The sequence below is a fragment of the Actinophytocola sp. genome (assembly GCF_035712165.1).
In the GTDB taxonomy this organism is placed as follows: Bacteria; Actinomycetota; Actinomycetes; order Mycobacteriales; family Pseudonocardiaceae; genus DASYTH01.
The window spans coordinates 1-17,633 of sequence record NZ_DASTBH010000123.1 but is presented as its reverse complement, the minus strand read 5'-3'; the positions used below and the strand labels follow the sequence as shown (position 1 = coordinate 17,633).

Below are 17,633 nucleotides of genomic sequence, written 5' to 3'. Positions count from 1 at the left end.
GTGTGCTCAGCTGGCCTGTTCGGCGACCAGCTTGCCGGACTTGATGATGCCGATCGCGGTGGCGTGGATGCCGACGCCGGTCTCGTCGTAGGCGAAGTTCCCGAGCAGCCCCGGGTACTTGGTTCCCCGGATCGCGTCGGCCAGCCCGGATCCGGTCGCGACGTTGCTGTTCTTCAACGCGGTGAACACGATGTTGGCCCCGTCGTAGGCCTTGGCCCCGTGCAGTTCGGCCTCCTCGTTGAAGGCCTTCTGGTAGGCCTGCGCGAAGGCGCGGGAGGCGTCGCTGGTGTCGTTGCTGAGGTACGGCGAGCTCACCACGGTGCCCTCGACGTTCGCGGTGCCGGCGGTGGTCAGGTAGACCGGGGTGCCCATCGGCGCGGCGCCGGCGATGGTCGCGGTCAGGCCGAGTTCGCGGGCCTGCTTGACGATCAGACCGGCCTCGACCTCCTCGGTGCCGACGAACAGCACGTCGGGAGCCTTCTGCCGGATGGAGGTCAGCGCGGCGCTGAAGTCCTTCTGGTCGGTGGTCACGATCTGGTCGTCGACCGGGGTGACCCCGCGCGCGGCCAGCGCCTTGGTGAAGGCGTCCCGCTCGCCCTTGCCGAACGAGCCGTTGTTGGTGATCAGGGCGATCTTCTTCAGGCCCTTCCCGTCGACCAGGTACTTGGCCAGCGTCTCGTCGTAGGTCGTGCTGGTCGGCCCGTTCAGGAACGCGAACGGGCTCTTGGCGGCCACGATCGCCGGGGACTGGCCGGAGGTGATGTTGGGGATCTTGGCCTGCTGCAGGATCGGGATCATCGCGACGGTGACCGCGCTCTCCGCGGTGCCGATCATCGCGAGGTAGCCCTCGCTGGAGATCTTGCGGGCCAGGTTGGTGCCGACCGTCGGGTCGCCCTGGTCGTCGAACACGTCGAGCTGGATCTGCCGCCCGTTGATCCCGCCCTTGCCGTTCCACTCGTCGGCGGCCAGCTTGGCGCCCTTCCACTCCCACTGCCCGAGGGAGCTCAACTGTCCACTTTGGGCGTTCACCACCGCGATCTTGATCGGACCTTCGGTGCTGGTGTTGGACGACGTGCTACCCGGGGCACTGCATGCGGTGCCCACCGCGGCCAGCAGCGCCGCGCACAGTGTGAACCTTCGCGCTATCCGTGATACAGCCATGAATCGTCACCTCGTTGTGCGGGGGGTTTACTCGGGGAGGGATTACTCGAACACGCCTTGGTAGATGTCCTTGATGTTCCAGTGCCCGGGGGTCGGCACCGGCTCGTTGACCATCGGCACGTCCAGCACGGCCGGCCGGCGGCGGTCGACCGCCGTGCGCAGCGCGGCCGCCAGGTCGTCCGGTGCGCTGATCGCGTAGCCGTCCGCCCCACACGCCCGGGCGTAGCCGGCGAAGTCCGGCGAGTACGGCGCGCCGGACGGGTCCTGGAACTCGCAGCCGTAACTGCGGCCGAAGCTCGCCGCCTGCAGGTCGGCGATCGTGCCGTGGGCCCGGTTGTTCATCACCAGGAAGATCACCGGCAGGCCCTGCTCGACGGCCATCGGAACGGCGGGCAACTGGGCGCTCATGCCGCCGTCACCGACCAGCGCGAGGACCACCCGGTCCGGTTCGGCGAGCGCGACGCCGATCGCCGCGGCCGGACCGAAACCCATCGTGGACAGTCCGCCCGGGGTGACGAACCGGCCCTCCGGCGGCAGTTCGTAGCACTGCGCCACGCCGTTCTTGTTCCAGCCGACGTCGGTGACCAGCACGGCGTCGGCCGGTAGCACGTCCCGCACGTCGGCCAGGATCCGTTCCGGGCGCAGCGGAAAGTCCGTCGCACGACCGCGGTCGCGGCTGTCGGCGAACAGTTGCCGGCGTTGCGCCGCGATCGTGTCGCGCAGCCCACCGCGCCGGGACGGTAGCTCCGCGGCGGCCTCGGCGATCGCGGACACCGCATCGGCGGCGTCGGCCACCGCACCGATCTCGACCGGATAGTTGCGCCCGATCTCGGCCGGGTCGATGTCGATCTGGATCAGCCGGCTGGGTGGGATCCGCCAGGTGTAGTCCGGGTTCCAGGAGCTCGCGTCGGTCTCGGCGAACCGGGTGGCCACAGCCAGCACCACATCGGCGTCCAGCGCGTACTTGTTGGTGAACTCCAGCCCCCAGAAGCCGGTCATGCCCAGCACGAGCGGATGCCGGTCGGCGACCGTCCCCTTCGCCATGAGCGAGTGCGCGATCGGGATGTCCAGGTGCTCGGCCAGCCGCAGCAGCGACTCCCGGCCGCCTGCGCCGCGCAGCCCGCCGCCCACGTAGATCAGCGGCCGGTCGGCGGCGGCGAGCAGCCCGGCGATCCGCCGGGCGACCTCGGCCGGCAGCACCGGCGCCGCGGCCTGGCCGACCAGTGGGTGGGCGGTGGCCGAACCGGCCGGAACCGGGCGGGAGAACAGGTCCATCGGCACGTTGAGCAGCACCGCGCCGGGTCGCCCGGATGCCGCCGTCCAGAACGCCCGCTCGGTGAACCGGGCCAGGTCCTCGGCGCGGCGCACGTGCCAGGCCCGCTTGACGAACGGCCGGAAGATGGCGGTCTGGTCGGCGTCGGCGTGCAGGTTCACCTCCTGGTGCGGGTGCCGGCCGGTGAAGTAGGACGGGATGTCGCCGGCGATGGTGACCAGGGGAACCGAGTCCAGCGCGGCCGTGGCGACCCCGGTGACCGCGTTCATCAGGCCGGGCCCCACGTGCACCAGCAGCACGCCGGGTTTGCCGGTCATCCGGGCGTACCCGTCGGCGGCGTGGGCCGCGGCCTGCTCGTGCCGGGCGATGACGAACCTGATGTCACTGCGCCCCAAGGCATCCAGCAACGCGATGTTGGTGTGCCCGCAGGTGCCGAAGACGTACTCGACGCCGTAGGAGGCAAGCTGGGCCACCAGTGCCTCGGCGGCCGTTCCGGTCGTGTCCATCTCAGCGGCCCTCGCCCCACACGGACATTCCGCGCAGTATCAACGTTTTGATCACCGTGTAGTCCTCGATCATCTGGGCCGGCGACTCGCGGCCGAAGCCGGAGTCCTTGACGCCGCCGAACGGAACGTGGTCCAGCCGGTAGTTGGAGGAGCCGTTCACCACCAGCCCGCCGACCCGCAGGTCCCGCCAGGCGGTGATGACCGTGCCGAGGTCGGTGCTGAACAGTCCGGCCTGCAACCCGTACCGGCTCTGGTTGCAGGTCTCGATCACCCCGGCGAGGTCGTCGAAGGGCAGCACCGCGACCAGGGCGCCGAACACCTCCTCGCGCACCACCGCACTGTCCGGCGACGGGGCGGCGAGGATCGTCGGGTGCAGCGTCGCGCCGTCCCGGGTGCCGCCCAGGACGAGCCGGGCGCCCTGGTCCACCGCCTCGCCGGCCCACTTCTGCACCCGCACGGCGGCGTCCTCGTCGACCATCGAGCCGACGTCGGTTCCCGGATCGAGCGGGTCACCGACCCGCAGGCTGTCCACTTCGGACCGGAAGGCCGCCAGGAACTCGTCGAACCGGGACCGCTGCACGTAAATTCGCTGCACCGAGATGCAGCTCTGTCCGGAGTTGGTGTAGCCGGTGCGGGCACAGGTTCGCGCCGCGTGCGCGAGATCGGCGTCGGCGCACACGATCGTCGCGGCGTTTCCGCCCAGTTCCAGCACCAGCCGGGTGGCGCCGGCCGCACGGGCGACCGCGGCCCCGGTCTCCGGGCTGCCGGTGAAGCTGATCACGCTCACCTCGCGGGCGGCGCACAACGCCGCGCCGACCGCGCCGCCGCCGTGCAGCAACTGGACCGCCTCGGCCGGCATCCCGGCCTCCAGCAGCAGTGCGACGACCGCGGCGCTGCTGGCCGGCGCCTGTGGCGGGGCCTTGACCAGGGTGCTGTTCCCGGCGGCGAACGAGGCGCCCAGCTTGTGCGCCAACAGGTTCGCCGGGGCGTTGAACGGGGTGATGGCCAGCGCCACTCCGGCAGGCGCGCGGTAGGTCAGCGCGGTGTTGCCCACGCCCCGGTCCCACCCGGCCACCGGCAGCATCGCGCCGCCGATGCGGCGGGTCTCGGCGGCGCACACCGCGAAGGTGTCGGCGACCCGGTCCAGTTCGCCGAGCCCGTCCTTGACCGGCTTGCCCAACTCCAGCGCGATCAGCCGCGCGATGCCGGCCCGGTGCTCGACGGCCAGTTCCGCGGCGCGGTCCAGGATCCCGGCCCGGGTGGCCGGCGCCAGCCGGGCCACGGCAGTCGCGTTGGCGTCGGCGAACCGCACGGCAGCGGCGATCTGGTCCGGGGTCGCGGGGGTGAACTGGCTGACCACGGAGCGCGTGTAGGGCCCGGTGCGCGGCGCCCGGGTTCCGTCCGCGGTCCACCGCCCGCCGACGTAGGCGGGGGCCAGTGCGGGCTCCCCGCTGAACAGCTCACGTAACACCAGACCGCTCCTCGGACCACTAAGCGGTACATCTGGACCGCTCTACGGACTGCGTGTAACGTACGGCCAGCCACCATCACTGGCAAGCCTTCGAGGCGAAGACGTTACGGCGGACGACCGCCGCGACCGGCGGGCCCGTCGAACCTGGACGGACCCGAGGGCAAGCGGCAAGGATGTGGGAACGCAGTGGCCAAGGGGAACAGCGCGGTGAAGCCGACCAACCCGGATCGGGCCGCCCTGCAACGGGAGTACACCGCCGGTGACTCCGCCGAGACGCAGGGCGTGCGCAGCGTGCAGCGCGCCTTCGAGATCCTGGGGCTGCTCTCCGAGACGCAACCCGTGATCTCCATCGCCGAGATCGTCCGCGCCACCGGGCTCGCCAAGACCACCGTGATCCGGCTGGTGCAGACGCTGGAACAGAACGGGCTGCTGTGGGCCACCGCCAAGGGTTACATGGCCGGACCCGGCCTGTGGCGCTGGGCCCATCTGGCCAAGGCCACCTGGGAGCTTCCCCCGGAGACCAAGGAGCTCATGCGCTCCCTGGCCCAACGCCAGCGCGAGACGGTCAATCTCTATGTGCTCCGCGACATCTGGCGGGTCTGTGTGGCACAGCAGGAAAGTCCGCAGCCGCTGCGGCACGTGGTCGGCGTCGGCGACGAACTGCCGCTGTGGGCAGGCGCCTCGTCGAAGGTCCTGCTGCGCGACGCCGACCGGGCCCTGCTGGCCCGCGTCGCGCGCGGTTCGCCCTACGGGCCGGGACACGCGGCGACCCTGAAAGACCAGATCGACGAGGCCACTGTGCGCGGCTTCGCGGTCAGCCACGGCGAGCGCGAGAACGGGCTGTCGGCGGTTGCCGTGCCGGTCACCGGTCGTACCGGCGCCGTCGTCGCGGCGCTGTCCCTGAGCGGCCCCACGGTGCGGTTCCCCGACGAACGGGTCGACGAGTTCGTCGCCGCGCTGCTCGAGGTCGCGGGCCACATGTCGGAACGGGGATTCGACCACCCATTCCGAGGCTAGGAGCACGCATGCGCAACCCACCACTGCGCGGTATCCGGGTGCTGGACCTGACCAACGTGCTGGCCGGCCCGTACTGCAGCTACCAGCTCATGCTCTTCGGCGCCGAGGTGGTCAAGGTCGAGGTGCCCGGATCCGGTGACCTGGCCCGGCATCTGGGTCCCGAGCCGGAGCTGAACCGGGCCGGCATCGGCGCCTCGTTCCTCGCCCAGAACGCCGGCAAGAAGTCCATCGAGCTGGACCTGAAGGACCCCGGCCAGCGCGCCGCCTTCGAGGACCTGGTGCGGGGCGCCGACGTGCTGCTGGAGAACTTCCGGGCCGGGGTGTTGGCCCGGTTGGGGTTCAGCGCCGAGCGGCTGCGCGCCCTGAACCGGGGTCTGGTCTACTGCGCCATCTCCGGGTTCGGCCAGACCGGGCCGATGAGCCAGGCGCCGGCCTACGACCAGATCATCCAGGGCCTGTCCGGAATGATGAGCATCACCGGCACCGAGGAGACGGCCCCGCTGCGGGTCGGGTTTCCGGTCTGCGACACCGTCGGCGGCCTGATGGCGGCACTGTCCATCTCGGCCGCACTGGTCGGCCGGAACCGGACCGGCGAAGGATGCTTTCTGGACCTGTCCATGCTCGAGGCGTCGATCTCCGCGATGGGCTGGACGGTGTCCCACTACGTGATCAGCGGGGTGCCGCCGGCCCCGACCGGGCGGGAGAACTCCACCGCGGCGCCGTCCGGCACGTTCCACGCCGCGGACGGGCCGCTCAACATCGCCGCCAACCGGCAGAGCCAGTTCGAGAAGCTGTGCCAGGCCATCGGCCGCCCCGATCTGGTGACCGACCCGCGGTTCGCCGACCGGGAGGCGCGCAAGCGGCACCGCGACGAACTGGGTCTGGAGGTCAACGCCGCGTTGCGGGCCCGCACCGCCGCCGACTGGGAGCGGATCCTGCCCGCGGTCGGCGTTCCGGCCGCGCGCATCCTGTCCGTGCCGCAGGCGGTCGAGTCCGCGCAGTTGGCGCACCGGGGCTTCTTCACCGAACTGCCGTTTCCGGGCGACCCCACCCGCCGGGTGCGCGCCAGCGGCAACGGCGTGCTGGTCGACGGAGCGCCGCTGCGGCCGGGCGGGCCGCCGCCGGCGCTCGGCGAGCACAACGCCGAGACCGGCGCCCTGATCGACCAGTGGCTGCCCGGCTATGACCCGCCCGTGCCGGTTCCGGCGACCGAGGACGAGCGATGACCGGCTCCGAGGCGGCGGACTGGTGGGCCACCGGCATCTGCCGGATGGAGCCGGGAGTGGTGGAACTGCGCGGAATTCCGGTCCAGGACCTGATCGGAACCACCGGGCTGGTGGCCACGGTCTGGCTGCTGACCCGGGGCAGCCTGCCCGATCCGGCCGAGGCGGCGCTGCTGGAGGCCGCCCTGGTGGCCGCCGTCGACCACGGTCCGCAGGCCCCGTCGATCGCCATCGCGCGGATGGCGGTGACCTGTGGCGTCGGGCTGAACAACGCGATCGCCTCCGGCGTGAACGTGCTGGGCGACGTGCACGGCGGCGCGGGGGAGCAGTGTGTCGCGTTGCTCAATGAGATCGTCGAGGCCGAGGCGTCCGGCCGGAGCCTGACCGACGCCGTCGCCGCCGCGATCGCCGGGTACCGCTACGTCCCGGGGTTCGGCCACCGCTTCCATCCGGTGGACCCGCGCCGCGACCCGTTGCTGGCCCTGGTCGACCAGGCCGTCGCGGACGGGGTGGTGGCCGGCCGGCACGCCCGCGCCGCCCGGGCGGTGGAGTCCGCCCTGAACGCCGGCCGGGCCACCCCGGTGCCGATGAACATCGACGGCGCGACCGCGGTCATCTACGCCGAACTCGGTTTCCCGCCGCCCCTGGCCCGCGGCCTGTTCGTCCTGAGCCGAAGCGTGGGCATCCTGGCCCACGCCTGGGAGGAGTCCAACCAGGGGCGGCGCAACAAAGGTCCGATCCCGCCGTCGATCCTGCCGACCTACCGGCCGTGATCAGCCGCGCTGGTAGCGCTCCCACCAGGTGAGCGGGACGCGGTACTGCTGGGGGGTGTTGTCCGCGGCGTTGTTGGCCAGCCCGTTGCGGCCGAAGTAGTAGTCGTTGACCTGGTCCCGGCCGGTGCGGGACATGTCCGGGTCGGAGATGGCGTTGGCGTGGATGTGGTAGGCGAAGCCGTCGCTGGGGGTGCGTAGCCAGGCGGCGAAGCCGACGGTGCGCAGGGCGCGGACCAGTTCCCAGCGCTGGGTGGTGGTCAGGTTGATGACGCGGATGTCGACCACGCCGCCGCCGTCGTGGGTGCCGGCCGAGTCCGGGTTGTCCGAGGTGTAGGAGCCCTGGGTGAGCACGATGCTCGAGGACACCAGCTGGTCGGCGGCGCGGAGCATGTTGGCGGTGCGGGTGTTGACGCGCATGCCGCCGTAGGAGTCGGTGCGCGAGCCGGCGGTGACCAGGTTGGTGACGGTGAACCGGCCGGAGCCCAACGCGGTGAGGCTGGTGCGGCCGGGCACCCCGTTGGCGTCGATGCCGGTGAAGCCGAGGCTGCGCTGCCAGGCGGCGTACGCGCTCAGGGTGGCGACGCCGTAGTGGCCGTCGACCTGTGCCGCGGCGAGCAGGCCCTCGGCCCGGAGCGCCTGTTCCACGATGTTGGCGTGCGGGGCGGCGCCCGGTGTGAGGTCGGAGTTCGGCTTGGGCGGGTCGACCTGGCAGGCCAGCAGCACCTGTTCCATGTCGACCGTGGCCAGCGCGGCCGAGGCCGGCAGGGCGCCCAGCGTCACCGGCACCGTCACCGCGGCGCCCGCGGCCAGTCCCCGGGAGAGCAGCCAGCGCCGGGAATGAGTCCGCAGCGGTTCGTCCATGATCGCTCCGTTCGCTCAGGGTCGGTGCGATCTTGGCACACAAGGTGTCCGATTGGAAACTTTCCGTCTTCACTTCGAGTGTGCCGTGTTCGGAGTCCCCCGGGTGGTCCCGCATCCCGGGAGATGCCGGCGGGCGCCGTCGCACGGATCATGAATCGGCGGACCGGAAGGAGCTCTGATCGAGATGGCTGCCCTTGTCACGGCTGGCACGCTGTTCGTCGATGACGACCGCGTGCTCCTGGTCCACCGGTCCGGCCGCGAGCACGAATGGGACATCCCCGGAGGGCCGGTGCTGCCGGGCCGTTCGCCGGCCGTGACGGCGTCCGCCGAACTGTACGAGGACCTGGGCGTCGACCGGTTCGTCCGGAACCTGCTGGTCGTCGACTGGGTACCGGGCCCGGAGTCCGACGAGTTCGGGTTCGTCTTCGACGGCGGCCGGCTGCGCGCCGCCGACGTGCGGCTGGCGTTGGGGCGCAACGGGTTGGACCGCTGCGAGTGGGTGCCGCTCGACCAACTCGCGGACTACGTGCCGGAGAGTTTCGCCCGCCGCCTCGCCCGGGCCGTCAAGGCGCGCGCCGACGCAACCGTGCTCACGCTGGAGCACGGCGAGACGATCTGAGGCGCCGGTCCCGGTAGCATCCCTCCGGAATGGACGGCGTGCTGCCTGGGGGTGACGACGTGGCGGCTGGAATGGCCGGGCGGCCGCGGTCGCCGGTCGTTCGGGCCGCGGGCGCGGTGGGCCGTTCGCTGTTCCACAGCCGGCATCCGGCGCGCTCGGTCGTGCTGGGGTTCGCGCTGGCCGTGCTGGTGGGCACCATCCTGCTGATGCTTCCGGTCGCGGCCGAGTCGGGCCGGGCCACCGCACCGCTGACCGCCCTGTTCACCGCGACCTCGGCGGTGTGCGTGACCGGGTTGGCCCTGGTCGACACGGCCGGCTACTGGTCCGGGTTCGGCGAGGTGGTGATCCTCGGGCTGATCCAGATCGGCGGGTTGGGGATCATGACGCTGGCCACGCTGCTCGGCCTGCTGGTCGCCCGCCAGTTGGGGCTGCGCATCCGGTTGTCGGCGCAGGCCGAGACCAGGGCGGTGGGGCTGGGGGAGCTCCGCCGGGTGGTCTACGGCGTCATCGTCCTGAGCCTGGCCGTCGAGGCGGTGATCGCGGCCGCGCTCACCGTCCGGTTCGCCACCGGCTACGACCTGCCGTGGGACCGGGCCGCCTACGAGGGCGTGTTCCATGCGGTGTCGGCGTTCAACAACGCCGGGTTCGCGCTGTATGCGGACAACCTGGTCCGGTTCGCCACCGATCCGGCGATCGTGCTGCCGGTCATGCTCGCGTGGATCCTCGGCGGCCTGGGCTATCCGGTGCTGTTCGAGATCGGCAGGCGGCTGCGCGGCCGGCGGCGGCGCTGGTCGCTGCACGCCCGGTTGACCCTGGCGACGTACTTCGGGCTGGTCGGGGTGGGGGTCGTCGCGGTGACCGCGATCGAGTGGGCGAACCCGGCCACCCTGGGGCCGCTGGGAGTCGGCGACAAGCTGCTGGTCGGAGGGTTCCACGGGGTCACGCCGCGCACGGCCGGCTTCAACACGCTGGACGTGGCGCAGCTGCGCCCGGCCTCGTTGCTCGTCAACGACGTGCTGATGTTCATCGGCGGGGGCAGCGCGGGCACCGCGGGCGGCATCAAGGTCACCACGTTCGTGTTGCTGGCCTTCGTGATTCTGGCCGAACTGCGTGGCGAGCCCACCGTGCACGCGCTGGGCCGCCGGATCACCGGCGACGTCGTGCGCCAGGCGGTGACCGTCGCGCTGCTCGGGGTCGGCGCGGTGATCGCCGGCACCCTGGTCCTGCTGCTGACCACAGCGCACCGCCTGGACGCGGTGCTGTTCGAGGCGGTGTCGGCGTTCGGGACCGTGGGGCTGAGCACCGGCATCACCGCCGGTCTGCCGGCCGTCGCACAGCTCGTCCTGGTCGTGCTCATGTTCGTCGGCCGGCTCGGCCCGATCACGCTCGGGTCCGCGCTGGCGCTGCGCGAGCGCGCCCGCCGTTTCGAACGACCGAAGGAGCGACCCATCATTGGCTAGGTCAGCACAGTCCCGCGTGGTGGTCATCGGCCTCGGCCGGTTCGGCGGCTCGGTCGCGCGGGAGCTCGCCGGCCGGGGCTCGGAGGTGCTCGGGATCGACTCCGATCCGCGGATCGTCCAGGACTACGCCGACGACCTGACCCACACCGCGGTCGCCAACACCACCGACGAGGACGCCATGCGGCAACTCGGCGTCGCGGACTTCCAGCACGCCGTGGTCGGGATCGGCACCGATCTGGAGTCCAGCATCCTGACCACCTCGCTGCTGGTCGACTTCCAGATCCGCGACATCTGGGCCAAGGCGGTCAGCCGCCGGCACGGCCGCATCCTCCAGCGCATCGGCGTGCACCATGTGGTCCTGCCCGAGTACGAGATGGGGGAGCGGGTCGCGCACCTGGTGACCGGACGCATGCTGGACTACCTCGAGTTCGAGAACGACTACGCCCTGGTCAAGATCCTCGCTCCGGCGGAGACGGTCGGCCGCACCCTTTCGGACAGTGGGCTGCGCGGCCGGTACGGGGTCACGGTCGTGGCCATCAAACGGCCGGACAAGGACTTCACCCACGCCGCTCCCGACACCGTGATCGGTCGCGACGACATCCTCATCGTCGCCGGCACCCGCGAGGCCGTCGAGGGGTTCACCGATCGGGTCTGAGGGCTGCTCGTTCGGGCGACGATCGCGGCCGAACGGGCACAGTGGCCGGCGCCTCCGGCCGGTCGCCGAGGATTCTGCCGGGCCGCCGCACTGTGCATACTTGGCGGGTTGGCGGCACGGCGGACGTGACCCCGGGTGCAGGCATGGTCACGATCCGCGGAGAGGGAGCAATGGTAGCGACAACGGGTCCGCGCACGCGGCAAGATCAGGCACCGCCGGTCATGGTGGCACGGATGGCGCTGTGGGCGTTCGTCGGGCTCAACGTGGCCATCGTCGAGATCCTGTTCTTCACCGCCGGCACCGGAAAGAACGGTGTGCTCACCGTCGCCAAGTTCTTCGGGCTGCACGCGGCCCTGATCATGATGTTCCAACTGCTGCTGGTGGCCCGGCTGCCCTGGCTGGACCGTCGCATCGGGATGGACCGGCTGACCGTGTGGCACCGGTGGGTCGGGTTCACTCTGCTGTGGACCATCCTGACCCACGCCACGCTGGTGGTGCTGGGGTATGCGGTGCTGGACGGCGTGTCGATGCCGAAGACGTTCCTCGCGCTGGCCGGGGTGCCGGCGTCGCTGCTGGGCATGCTCGCCGCGGCGACGGTCGTGGTGATCGCAGCCGTGTCGATGCGCTATGTGCGGCGGCGGCTGCGGTACGAGACCTGGCACGCCCTGCACCTGTTGGTGTACCTGGCGTTGGGGCTGGCGTTCGTGCACCAGTTGCTCGAGACGACCACGTTCAAGTCCTCCGCCTTCGCGATGATCTACTGGTGGCTGCTGTGGATCGTCGCCTTCGGATCCCTTGTCGTCGGCCGGATCGTGATGCCGGTGTGGCGCAACGCCCATCACCAGTTCCGGGTCGAGGCCGTGGTGCCGGAGGCGCACGACGTGGTGTCCGTCTACGTCGGCGGCCGTGATCTCGCGCGGCTGCCGGCCCGGGCCGGGCAGTTCTGCATCTGGCGCTTCCCGGCGCACAACGGGTGGTGGCAGGCGAACCCGTTCTCGCTGTCCGCGGCGCCCAACGGCCGGTACCTGCGGCTGACCGCCCGCGCGGTGGGCACCACCAGCGCGGGCCTGCGGCACCTGCCGGTCGGCACCCGGGCGTTCGTGGAGGGGCCGTACGGCGCGTTCACCTCGATGCACCGCACCCGGCCCAACCTGCTGCTGATCGCCGGCGGGGTGGGCATCACGCCCATCCGGGCGCTGCTGGAGGAGCAGCCGGCCGGCCACGTGGTGGTGCTCTACCGGGTGCGCAGCGCCGAGGACGCCGTGCTGCTCAACGAGTTGCGGCAACTGGTCGCGGCCCGGGGCGGGATCCTGCACCTGCTCACCGGCCGCAGCGGCGAGGGCGCGCGGCCGTTCGACCCGGTGAACCTGCGCAACGGGGTGCCCGACATCGCCGACCGGGACGTCTTCGTCTGCGGCCCGCCGGCCATGACCGCCGCCGTGCTGGCCAGCCTGCGCACCCTGGGGGTGCCCAACCTGCAGGTGCACGCGGAGAAGTTCAGCCTGGCCTGAGCGGGTCCGGTCCCGGCCCGTCAAGCTCCCGGGCGATCCGCTGGGCCTCCGGGTGCCCGGCGGCGGCGGCCTGCGTCGTCCACAGCATCCACTGCTCCTGGTCGCCCGCCTGCGCCGCCAGCCGGGACAGCAGGAACATGGACTCGACGTGCCCGGCGGCCGCCGCGAAGGTCCACCACCGCCGCGCCTGGTCCACCTCGCCGCGTGCGCAGGCCAGCCTGCCGAGCCGGACCATGGCGTCGACGTCGCCGCGTTCGGCGGCCTGCCGCAGGTCCGGCTCGCAACCCTCGCCGGCCGGCTCAACCATGTCGCCCCCGGTAGCCGTGCGTTCTCCACGTGGATTCGACCAGGGCCCGCAACGGATGCACAACCGTCGCGGGTGTTTCTGCTGGTGATCCTCCGGCCCGACCGCCGCGCCGGTGACCACCGTTGGCCGGGCGGTGTCGGCGCCGGCGGATACGCTCAGCGGGTGAGTGCGGAGGCCCTGTACGGCGCTGATGACCTGACCCATCTCGAGGGTCTCGAAGCGGTGCGCAAACGACCCGGCATGTACATCGGGTCCACCGACAGCCGTGGCGTCAACCATCTGTTCACCGAGATCGTGGACAACTCCACCGACGAGGGGATCGCCGGGCACGCCAGCCGGGTGGTGGTCACGCTGCACGCGGACGGCAGCGTGCAGGTGGACGACGACGGGCGCGGCATCCCGACCGGGGTGCACGCCAAGTCCGGCCTGTCCGGGGTCGAGCTGGTGCTCACCCGGCTGCACGCCGGCGGCAAGTTCGGCGGTTCCGGGTACAAGACGTCCGGCGGCCTGCACGGGGTGGGCGCCTCGGCGGTGAACGCGCTGTCGCACCGGTTCGACGTGACCGTGCGGCAGGGCGGCAAGGTGTACCAGATGTCGTTCGCGCGCGGCATTCCCGGGGTGTTCGACGGTCCCGGCCCGACGGCCGGCTTCACCGAGCGGTCCGGGCTGCAGGTCACCGGAAAGATGAAACGCGGCGAACCGACCGGCACGTCGATCCGGTACTGGTACGACGCCCGTTATTTCGAGGCCGGCGCGGCGCTGGACGTGGCGGTCGTGCGCGCGAAGCTGCGGCACAGCGCGTTCCTGGTGCCCGGCGTCAGCTATGTGCTGCGGCAGGCCGCCGACGGGGCGATCGGCGAGGAGACGTTCCACTTTCCGGGCGGCCTGGCCGACATGGTGGACTTCCTCGCCCCGGCGGGCGAGCGACCGGTGTCCGGCACCCTGCTGCTCAACGGCGAGGGCACCTACCTGGAGAACGCCGCCGACCAGAACGGCGTCATGCGGTCCAAAGTGGAGCGACGGGCCGAGGTCGAGGTGGCGCTGCGCTGGGGCACCGGCTACGAGCAGACGGTCGAGTGTTTCACCAACACCATCCGCAACGTGCACGGCGGCACGCACCGCAAGGGTTTCGAGCGCGGTGTGGTGCGGGCCATGCAGGAGGCCGTGTCGCGCTCGCGCGGCCTGCTCAAGCCGAAGGAGGATCCGCCGGCCCTGGACGACATGCTCGAGGGCATGACCGCGGTCATCCATGTGCGGATCCCCGAGCCGCAGTTCACCTCGCAGACCAAGGACGAACTGTCCACCGCCGGGATCACCAAGGTCATCCAGGGCGTGGTCGAGCGCGAGCTCAAGGCGTGGACCGAGGACCGCAAAACCAAGGGCGAAGCCAAAACCGTGCTGCAGAAGGTGGTCGACGCCGCCCGGGTGCGGCTGACCCAGAAGCAGCAGAAGGACGCCGCCCGCCGCAAGAGCGCGCTGGAAGGCGCGGCCATGCCGGCAAAGCTGGTCGACTGCCGCACCACCGGGGTGGCGCGCAGCGAACTGTTCCTGGTGGAGGGCGACAGCGCGCTCGGCTCGGCGCGGATGGCCCGGGTCTCGGAGTACCAGGCCCTGCTGCCGTTGCGCGGCAAGATCCTGAACGTGCAGAAGGCGAGTCTCGCCGACACGTTGCGCAACGTGGAGATCGCCTCGATCGTGCAGGTGCTCGGCGCCGGCACCGGACGCACGTTCGACCTGTCCGCGATGCGGTACGGCCGGGTCATCCTGATGGCCGACGCCGACGTCGACGGGTCGCACATCCGCACCCTGCTGATCACGTTGTTCGCCAGGTACATGCGCCCGGTGATCGAGGACGGCCGGCTCTATGCCGCGATGCCGCCGCTGCACAAGGTGACCACCAGGGGCCGCAACCCGGAGACCAGGTTCACGTTCACCCAGCGGGAGATGGAGACCACGGTCGCCCAGTTGACCAAGGCGGGCAAGCAGGTGGTCACCCCGGTGCCCCGGTTCAAGGGCCTCGGCGAGATGAACGCCGACGAACTGTGGGACACCACGATGAACCCGGCCACCCGGTCGGTGCGCCGGATCACCCTCGACGACGCGCGGGCCGCCGACGACGCGCTGGAGTTGTTGATGGGGGAGAAGGTGGAGCCCCGGCGCGCCTGGCTCGTGGAGTCGGCGGCGCGGGTCGACCAGGACGCGATCGACATCTAGACCAGGTAAGAGAGACCACACATGGCACGCCGAAAAGGCCCCGTAACTCGGATCGACCCCGCCGCGTTCGACCGCGCGGGCGCGAAGGTGATCGACAAACCGGTGCAGCGCGAGATCGAGGACTCCTACCTCGAGTACGCCTACTCGGTCATCCACTCCCGCGCGCTGCCCGACGCCCGGGACGGCCTCAAGCCGGTGCACCGCAGGATCCTGTACTCGATGTACGAGCAGGGCTACCGGCCGACGCATGCCTACGTGAAGTGCTCGCGCATCGTCGGCGACGCGATGGGCAAGTACCACCCGCACGGCGACAGCGCGATCTACGACGCGATGGTCCGGCTGGCGCAGGACTTCTCGATGAACGCGCCGCTGATCGACGGGCACGGCAACTTCGGTTCCCCGGACGACGGGCCGGCCGCGTCCCGGTACACCGAGGCGCGCATGTCGGCCGCGGCCATGCTGCTGGTCGGCGAACTGGGCGAGGACACCGTCGACTTCCGCCCGAACTACGACGGTTCGCTGCAGGAGCCGGGCGTGCTGCCGGCGGCCTTCCCGAACCTGCTGGTGAACGGCACCTCCGGGATCGCGGTCGGGATGGCCACCAACATGATCCCGCACAACCTCGGCGAGGTGATCAACGCTGCGGTCTGGCTGATCGAGCACCCGGACGCCACGCTGGACAGGCTGATGGAGTTCGTGCCCGGCCCGGACCTGCCGACCGGCGGCTCGCTGCTCGGGCTGGACGAGGTGCGCAAGGCCTACGAGACCGGGCGCGGTGTGGTGCGGATGCGGGCCAAGGCGGAGACCGGCCCGCTGGAGGGCAGCCGCGGCCGGCAGGCGATCACGCTCACCGAACTGCCCTACGGCGTCGGGCCGGAGAAGATCATCGAGAAGATCACCGACGAGGTGACCAAGTCCAAGCGCCTCACCGGGATCGCCGATGTCAAGGACCTGACCGACCGGGAGAACGGCATCCGGGTGGTGATCGAGTGCAAGGTCGGGGTCAACCCGCAGGCGCTGCTGGCCGACCTGTACCGGCTGACCCCGATGGAGCAGTCGTTCGGGATCAACAACCTGGTGCTGGTCGACGGGGAGCCGCGCACGCTGGGGCTCAAGGCGCTGCTCGAGGTCTTCCTGGCGCACCGCTTCGAGGTGGTGACCCGGCGCACCCGGTTCCGCAGGCGCAAGCGGGAGGAGCGGCTGCATCTGGTCGAGGGTCTGCTGCTGGCGCTGCTCGACATCGACGCCGTGATCCGGCTGATCCGGGGCAGTGACAACGCGCAGGCCGCCAAGGAAGGCCTGATGAGCCAGTTCGGCCTGTCCGAGATCCAGGCGACCTACATCCTCGACACGCCGCTGCGCCGGCTGACCAGGTACGACGTGCTCGAGTTGGAGACCGAGCAGGACCGGCTGCGCACCGAGATCGCCGAACTGTCCCGGATCCTGGACGACGAGGCGGTGCTGCGGCAGGTGGTGTCGGCCGAGCTGGCCGAGGTCGCCAAGGATCTGGCCACCGAGCGGCGCACGGCGCTGATCGGCGGCGACCTCAAGGAGGTGCTGGCCGCGTCGGTGCCGGCCGGGCCGCTGGAGGTCGCCGACGACCCGTGCCAGGTGATCCTGTCCGCGACCGGTGTGGTCGCCCGGACCGCGGCCGAGTCGGAGGAGGTGTCCGAGGGCCGCAGGCGCAGTGGCCGGGCCAGACACGACACGGTCGCCGCGCTCGTGCACACCACGGCGCGCGGCCAGGTCCTGCTGGTCACCAGCCGGGGCCGGGCGTTCAAGACCGACGTGCTGCCGCTGCCGGTGCTGCCCGAGCAGCCGGGCACGGTGTCGCTGTCCGGCGGGATGGCCGCGAGCGAACTGGTGCCGCTGGAGGCGGGGGAGAAGGTGATCGGCATCGCGCCGCTCGCCGGGGACGGCCCCGGTCTCGCGATCGGCACCCGGTCGGGTGTGGTGAAGGTGTGCGCGCCGGAGTGGCCGGTGCGCTCCGACGAGTTCGAGGTGATCGGCCTGCGCGAGGGCGACGAGGTGGTCGGCGCCACCTGGCTCACCGACGGCACCGAGACGCTCACCTTCGTGGCGTCGGACGCCTCGCTGCTGCGGTTCCCGGCCACCCTGGTCCGGCCGCAGGGCCTGCGCGGCGGCGGGATGGCCGGCATCAACCTCGGCCAGGGTGAGCGCGTCGTGTTCTTCGGCGCCGTCCGCACCGACGACGACGAGCACGGCCAGCCGATGGTGGTGACCTCGACCGGCCGTAGCGTCAAGGTGACGCCGTTCGACCAGTACCCTGCCAAGGGCCGCGCCACCGGCGGCGTCCGCGCGCACCGGTTCCTCAAGGGCGAGGCCGGGCTCGTCCTGGCCTGGGTCGGCCCCCGCCCCGCCGGCGCGTCATCCACCGGGGTCGCGGTCGAACTGCCCGCTCCCGACCCCCGCCGCGACGGCTCCGGCCACGCCCACCCCGGCCCCGACGTCATCGGTCACCTGATCGAGCGGGGCTAGGTGTAGGCCCGATGCCCGAAACCGGCCGGAGGCCGGCGCCTGCGGCGCCGGCCTCCGGCCGGTTGCGTGCTGGGTCGGGCCGT

14 protein-coding genes are annotated in these 17,633 nt (G+C 71.5%); 9 read left to right on the top strand and 5 right to left on the bottom strand.

Going from position 1 to position 17,633, the window contains the following annotated elements; all coding sequences use genetic code 11:
- Positions 1-6: 6 nt before the first annotated feature.
- The 3 genes from VFO68_RS06755 to VFO68_RS06745 are packed head-to-tail and all read right to left on the bottom strand — an operon-like array spanning position 7 to position 4,411.
- Positions 7-1,161, bottom strand: a complete 1,155-nt coding sequence (locus VFO68_RS06755) for an ABC transporter substrate-binding protein (RefSeq protein WP_325157298.1) — start codon at positions 1,159-1,161, stop codon at positions 7-9.
- A 42-nt stretch (positions 1,162-1,203) separates the two neighbouring features.
- Positions 1,204-2,940: a thiamine pyrophosphate-binding protein gene (locus VFO68_RS06750; RefSeq protein WP_325157297.1), complete on the bottom strand. Its 1,737-nt coding sequence runs from the start codon at positions 2,938-2,940 to the stop codon at positions 1,204-1,206.
- Between the two features lies 1 nt (position 2,941).
- Positions 2,942-4,411: an aldehyde dehydrogenase family protein gene (locus VFO68_RS06745; RefSeq protein ID WP_325157296.1), complete on the bottom strand. Its 1,470-nt coding sequence runs from the start codon at positions 4,409-4,411 to the stop codon at positions 2,942-2,944.
- A 186-nt stretch (positions 4,412-4,597) separates the two neighbouring features.
- On the opposite strand from VFO68_RS06745, the gene VFO68_RS06740 reads away from it, so the two are divergent.
- The 3 genes from VFO68_RS06740 to VFO68_RS06730 are packed head-to-tail and all read left to right on the top strand — an operon-like array spanning position 4,598 to position 7,424.
- The gene (locus VFO68_RS06740) at positions 4,598-5,428 is read left to right on the top strand and encodes an IclR family transcriptional regulator (protein WP_325157295.1); all 831 of its coding nucleotides are present in this window, start codon (positions 4,598-4,600) and stop codon (positions 5,426-5,428) included.
- Between the two features lie 8 nt (positions 5,429-5,436).
- Positions 5,437-6,654, top strand: coding sequence for a CoA transferase (locus VFO68_RS06735; protein WP_325157294.1), 1,218 nt, complete (start codon positions 5,437-5,439; stop codon positions 6,652-6,654).
- Positions 6,651-7,424: a citryl-CoA lyase gene (locus VFO68_RS06730; protein ID WP_325157293.1), complete on the top strand. Its 774-nt coding sequence runs from the start codon at positions 6,651-6,653 to the stop codon at positions 7,422-7,424. The genes VFO68_RS06735 and VFO68_RS06730 overlap by 4 nt, the downstream gene beginning before the upstream one ends.
- On the opposite strand, the gene VFO68_RS06725 is transcribed toward VFO68_RS06730, so the two are convergent.
- Positions 7,425-8,285 carry a peptidoglycan-binding protein gene (locus VFO68_RS06725; protein ID WP_325157292.1) on the bottom strand — a complete coding sequence of 287 codons (861 nt, stop codon included), beginning with the start codon at positions 8,283-8,285 and terminating at the stop codon, positions 7,425-7,427. It abuts the gene before it with no gap.
- A 184-nt stretch (positions 8,286-8,469) separates the two neighbouring features.
- On the opposite strand from VFO68_RS06725, the gene VFO68_RS06720 reads away from it, so the two are divergent.
- The 4 genes from VFO68_RS06720 (at position 8,470) to VFO68_RS06705 (ending at position 12,530) form a co-directional block, all read left to right on the top strand.
- The gene (locus VFO68_RS06720) at positions 8,470-8,904 is read left to right on the top strand and encodes an NUDIX domain-containing protein (protein ID WP_325157291.1); all 435 of its coding nucleotides are present in this window, start codon (positions 8,470-8,472) and stop codon (positions 8,902-8,904) included.
- Between the two features lie 59 nt (positions 8,905-8,963).
- Complete coding sequence (locus tag VFO68_RS06715) at positions 8,964-10,364, top strand: TrkH family potassium uptake protein (protein WP_325157290.1); 1,401 nt, start codon at positions 8,964-8,966, stop codon at positions 10,362-10,364.
- Between the two features lie 19 nt (positions 10,365-10,383).
- Complete coding sequence (locus tag VFO68_RS06710) at positions 10,384-11,019, top strand: TrkA family potassium uptake protein (protein WP_325157289.1); 636 nt, start codon at positions 10,384-10,386, stop codon at positions 11,017-11,019.
- A 233-nt stretch (positions 11,020-11,252) separates the two neighbouring features.
- Entirely contained in the window at positions 11,253-12,530 is a 1,278-nt protein-coding gene (locus tag VFO68_RS06705) for a ferredoxin reductase family protein (RefSeq protein WP_325157288.1), read from the top strand.
- On the opposite strand, the gene VFO68_RS06700 is transcribed toward VFO68_RS06705, so the two are convergent.
- Positions 12,517-12,837, bottom strand: coding sequence for a hypothetical protein (locus tag VFO68_RS06700; protein WP_325157287.1), 321 nt, complete (start codon positions 12,835-12,837; stop codon positions 12,517-12,519). The genes VFO68_RS06705 and VFO68_RS06700 overlap by 14 nt on opposite strands.
- A gap of 162 nt (positions 12,838-12,999) precedes the next feature.
- Here VFO68_RS06700 and VFO68_RS06695 point away from each other — a divergent pair, with 162 nt between their 5' ends.
- Both VFO68_RS06695 and VFO68_RS06690 read left to right on the top strand, forming a co-directional pair.
- Complete coding sequence (locus VFO68_RS06695; RefSeq protein WP_325157286.1) at positions 13,000-15,051, top strand: DNA topoisomerase IV subunit B; 2,052 nt, start codon at positions 13,000-13,002, stop codon at positions 15,049-15,051.
- 21 nt (positions 15,052-15,072) lie between these two features.
- Complete coding sequence (locus VFO68_RS06690) at positions 15,073-17,550, top strand: DNA topoisomerase (ATP-hydrolyzing) (protein WP_325157285.1); 2,478 nt, start codon at positions 15,073-15,075, stop codon at positions 17,548-17,550.
- Positions 17,551-17,633 lie beyond the last annotated feature (83 nt).

What these genes read in the sequence shown, in the direction of transcription:
- VFO68_RS06755 (WP_325157298.1), bottom strand. Translation starts at nt 1,161, where the DNA reads ATGGCTGTATCACGGATAGCGCGAAGGTTCACACTGTGCGCGGCGCTG.
- VFO68_RS06750 (WP_325157297.1), bottom strand. Translation starts at nt 2,940, where the DNA reads ATGGACACGACCGGAACGGCCGCCGAGGCACTGGTGGCCCAGCTTGCC.
- VFO68_RS06735 (WP_325157294.1), top strand. Translation starts at nt 5,437, where the DNA reads ATGCGCAACCCACCACTGCGCGGTATCCGGGTGCTGGACCTGACCAAC.
- VFO68_RS06730 (WP_325157293.1), top strand. Translation starts at nt 6,651, where the DNA reads ATGACCGGCTCCGAGGCGGCGGACTGGTGGGCCACCGGCATCTGCCGG.
- VFO68_RS06725 (WP_325157292.1), bottom strand. Translation starts at nt 8,285, where the DNA reads ATGGACGAACCGCTGCGGACTCATTCCCGGCGCTGGCTGCTCTCCCGG.
- VFO68_RS06720 (WP_325157291.1), top strand. Translation starts at nt 8,470, where the DNA reads ATGGCTGCCCTTGTCACGGCTGGCACGCTGTTCGTCGATGACGACCGC.
- VFO68_RS06705 (WP_325157288.1), top strand. Translation starts at nt 11,253, where the DNA reads ATGGCGCTGTGGGCGTTCGTCGGGCTCAACGTGGCCATCGTCGAGATC.
- VFO68_RS06700 (WP_325157287.1), bottom strand. Translation starts at nt 12,837, where the DNA reads ATGGTTGAGCCGGCCGGCGAGGGTTGCGAGCCGGACCTGCGGCAGGCC.
- VFO68_RS06690 (WP_325157285.1), top strand. Translation starts at nt 15,073, where the DNA reads ATGGCACGCCGAAAAGGCCCCGTAACTCGGATCGACCCCGCCGCGTTC.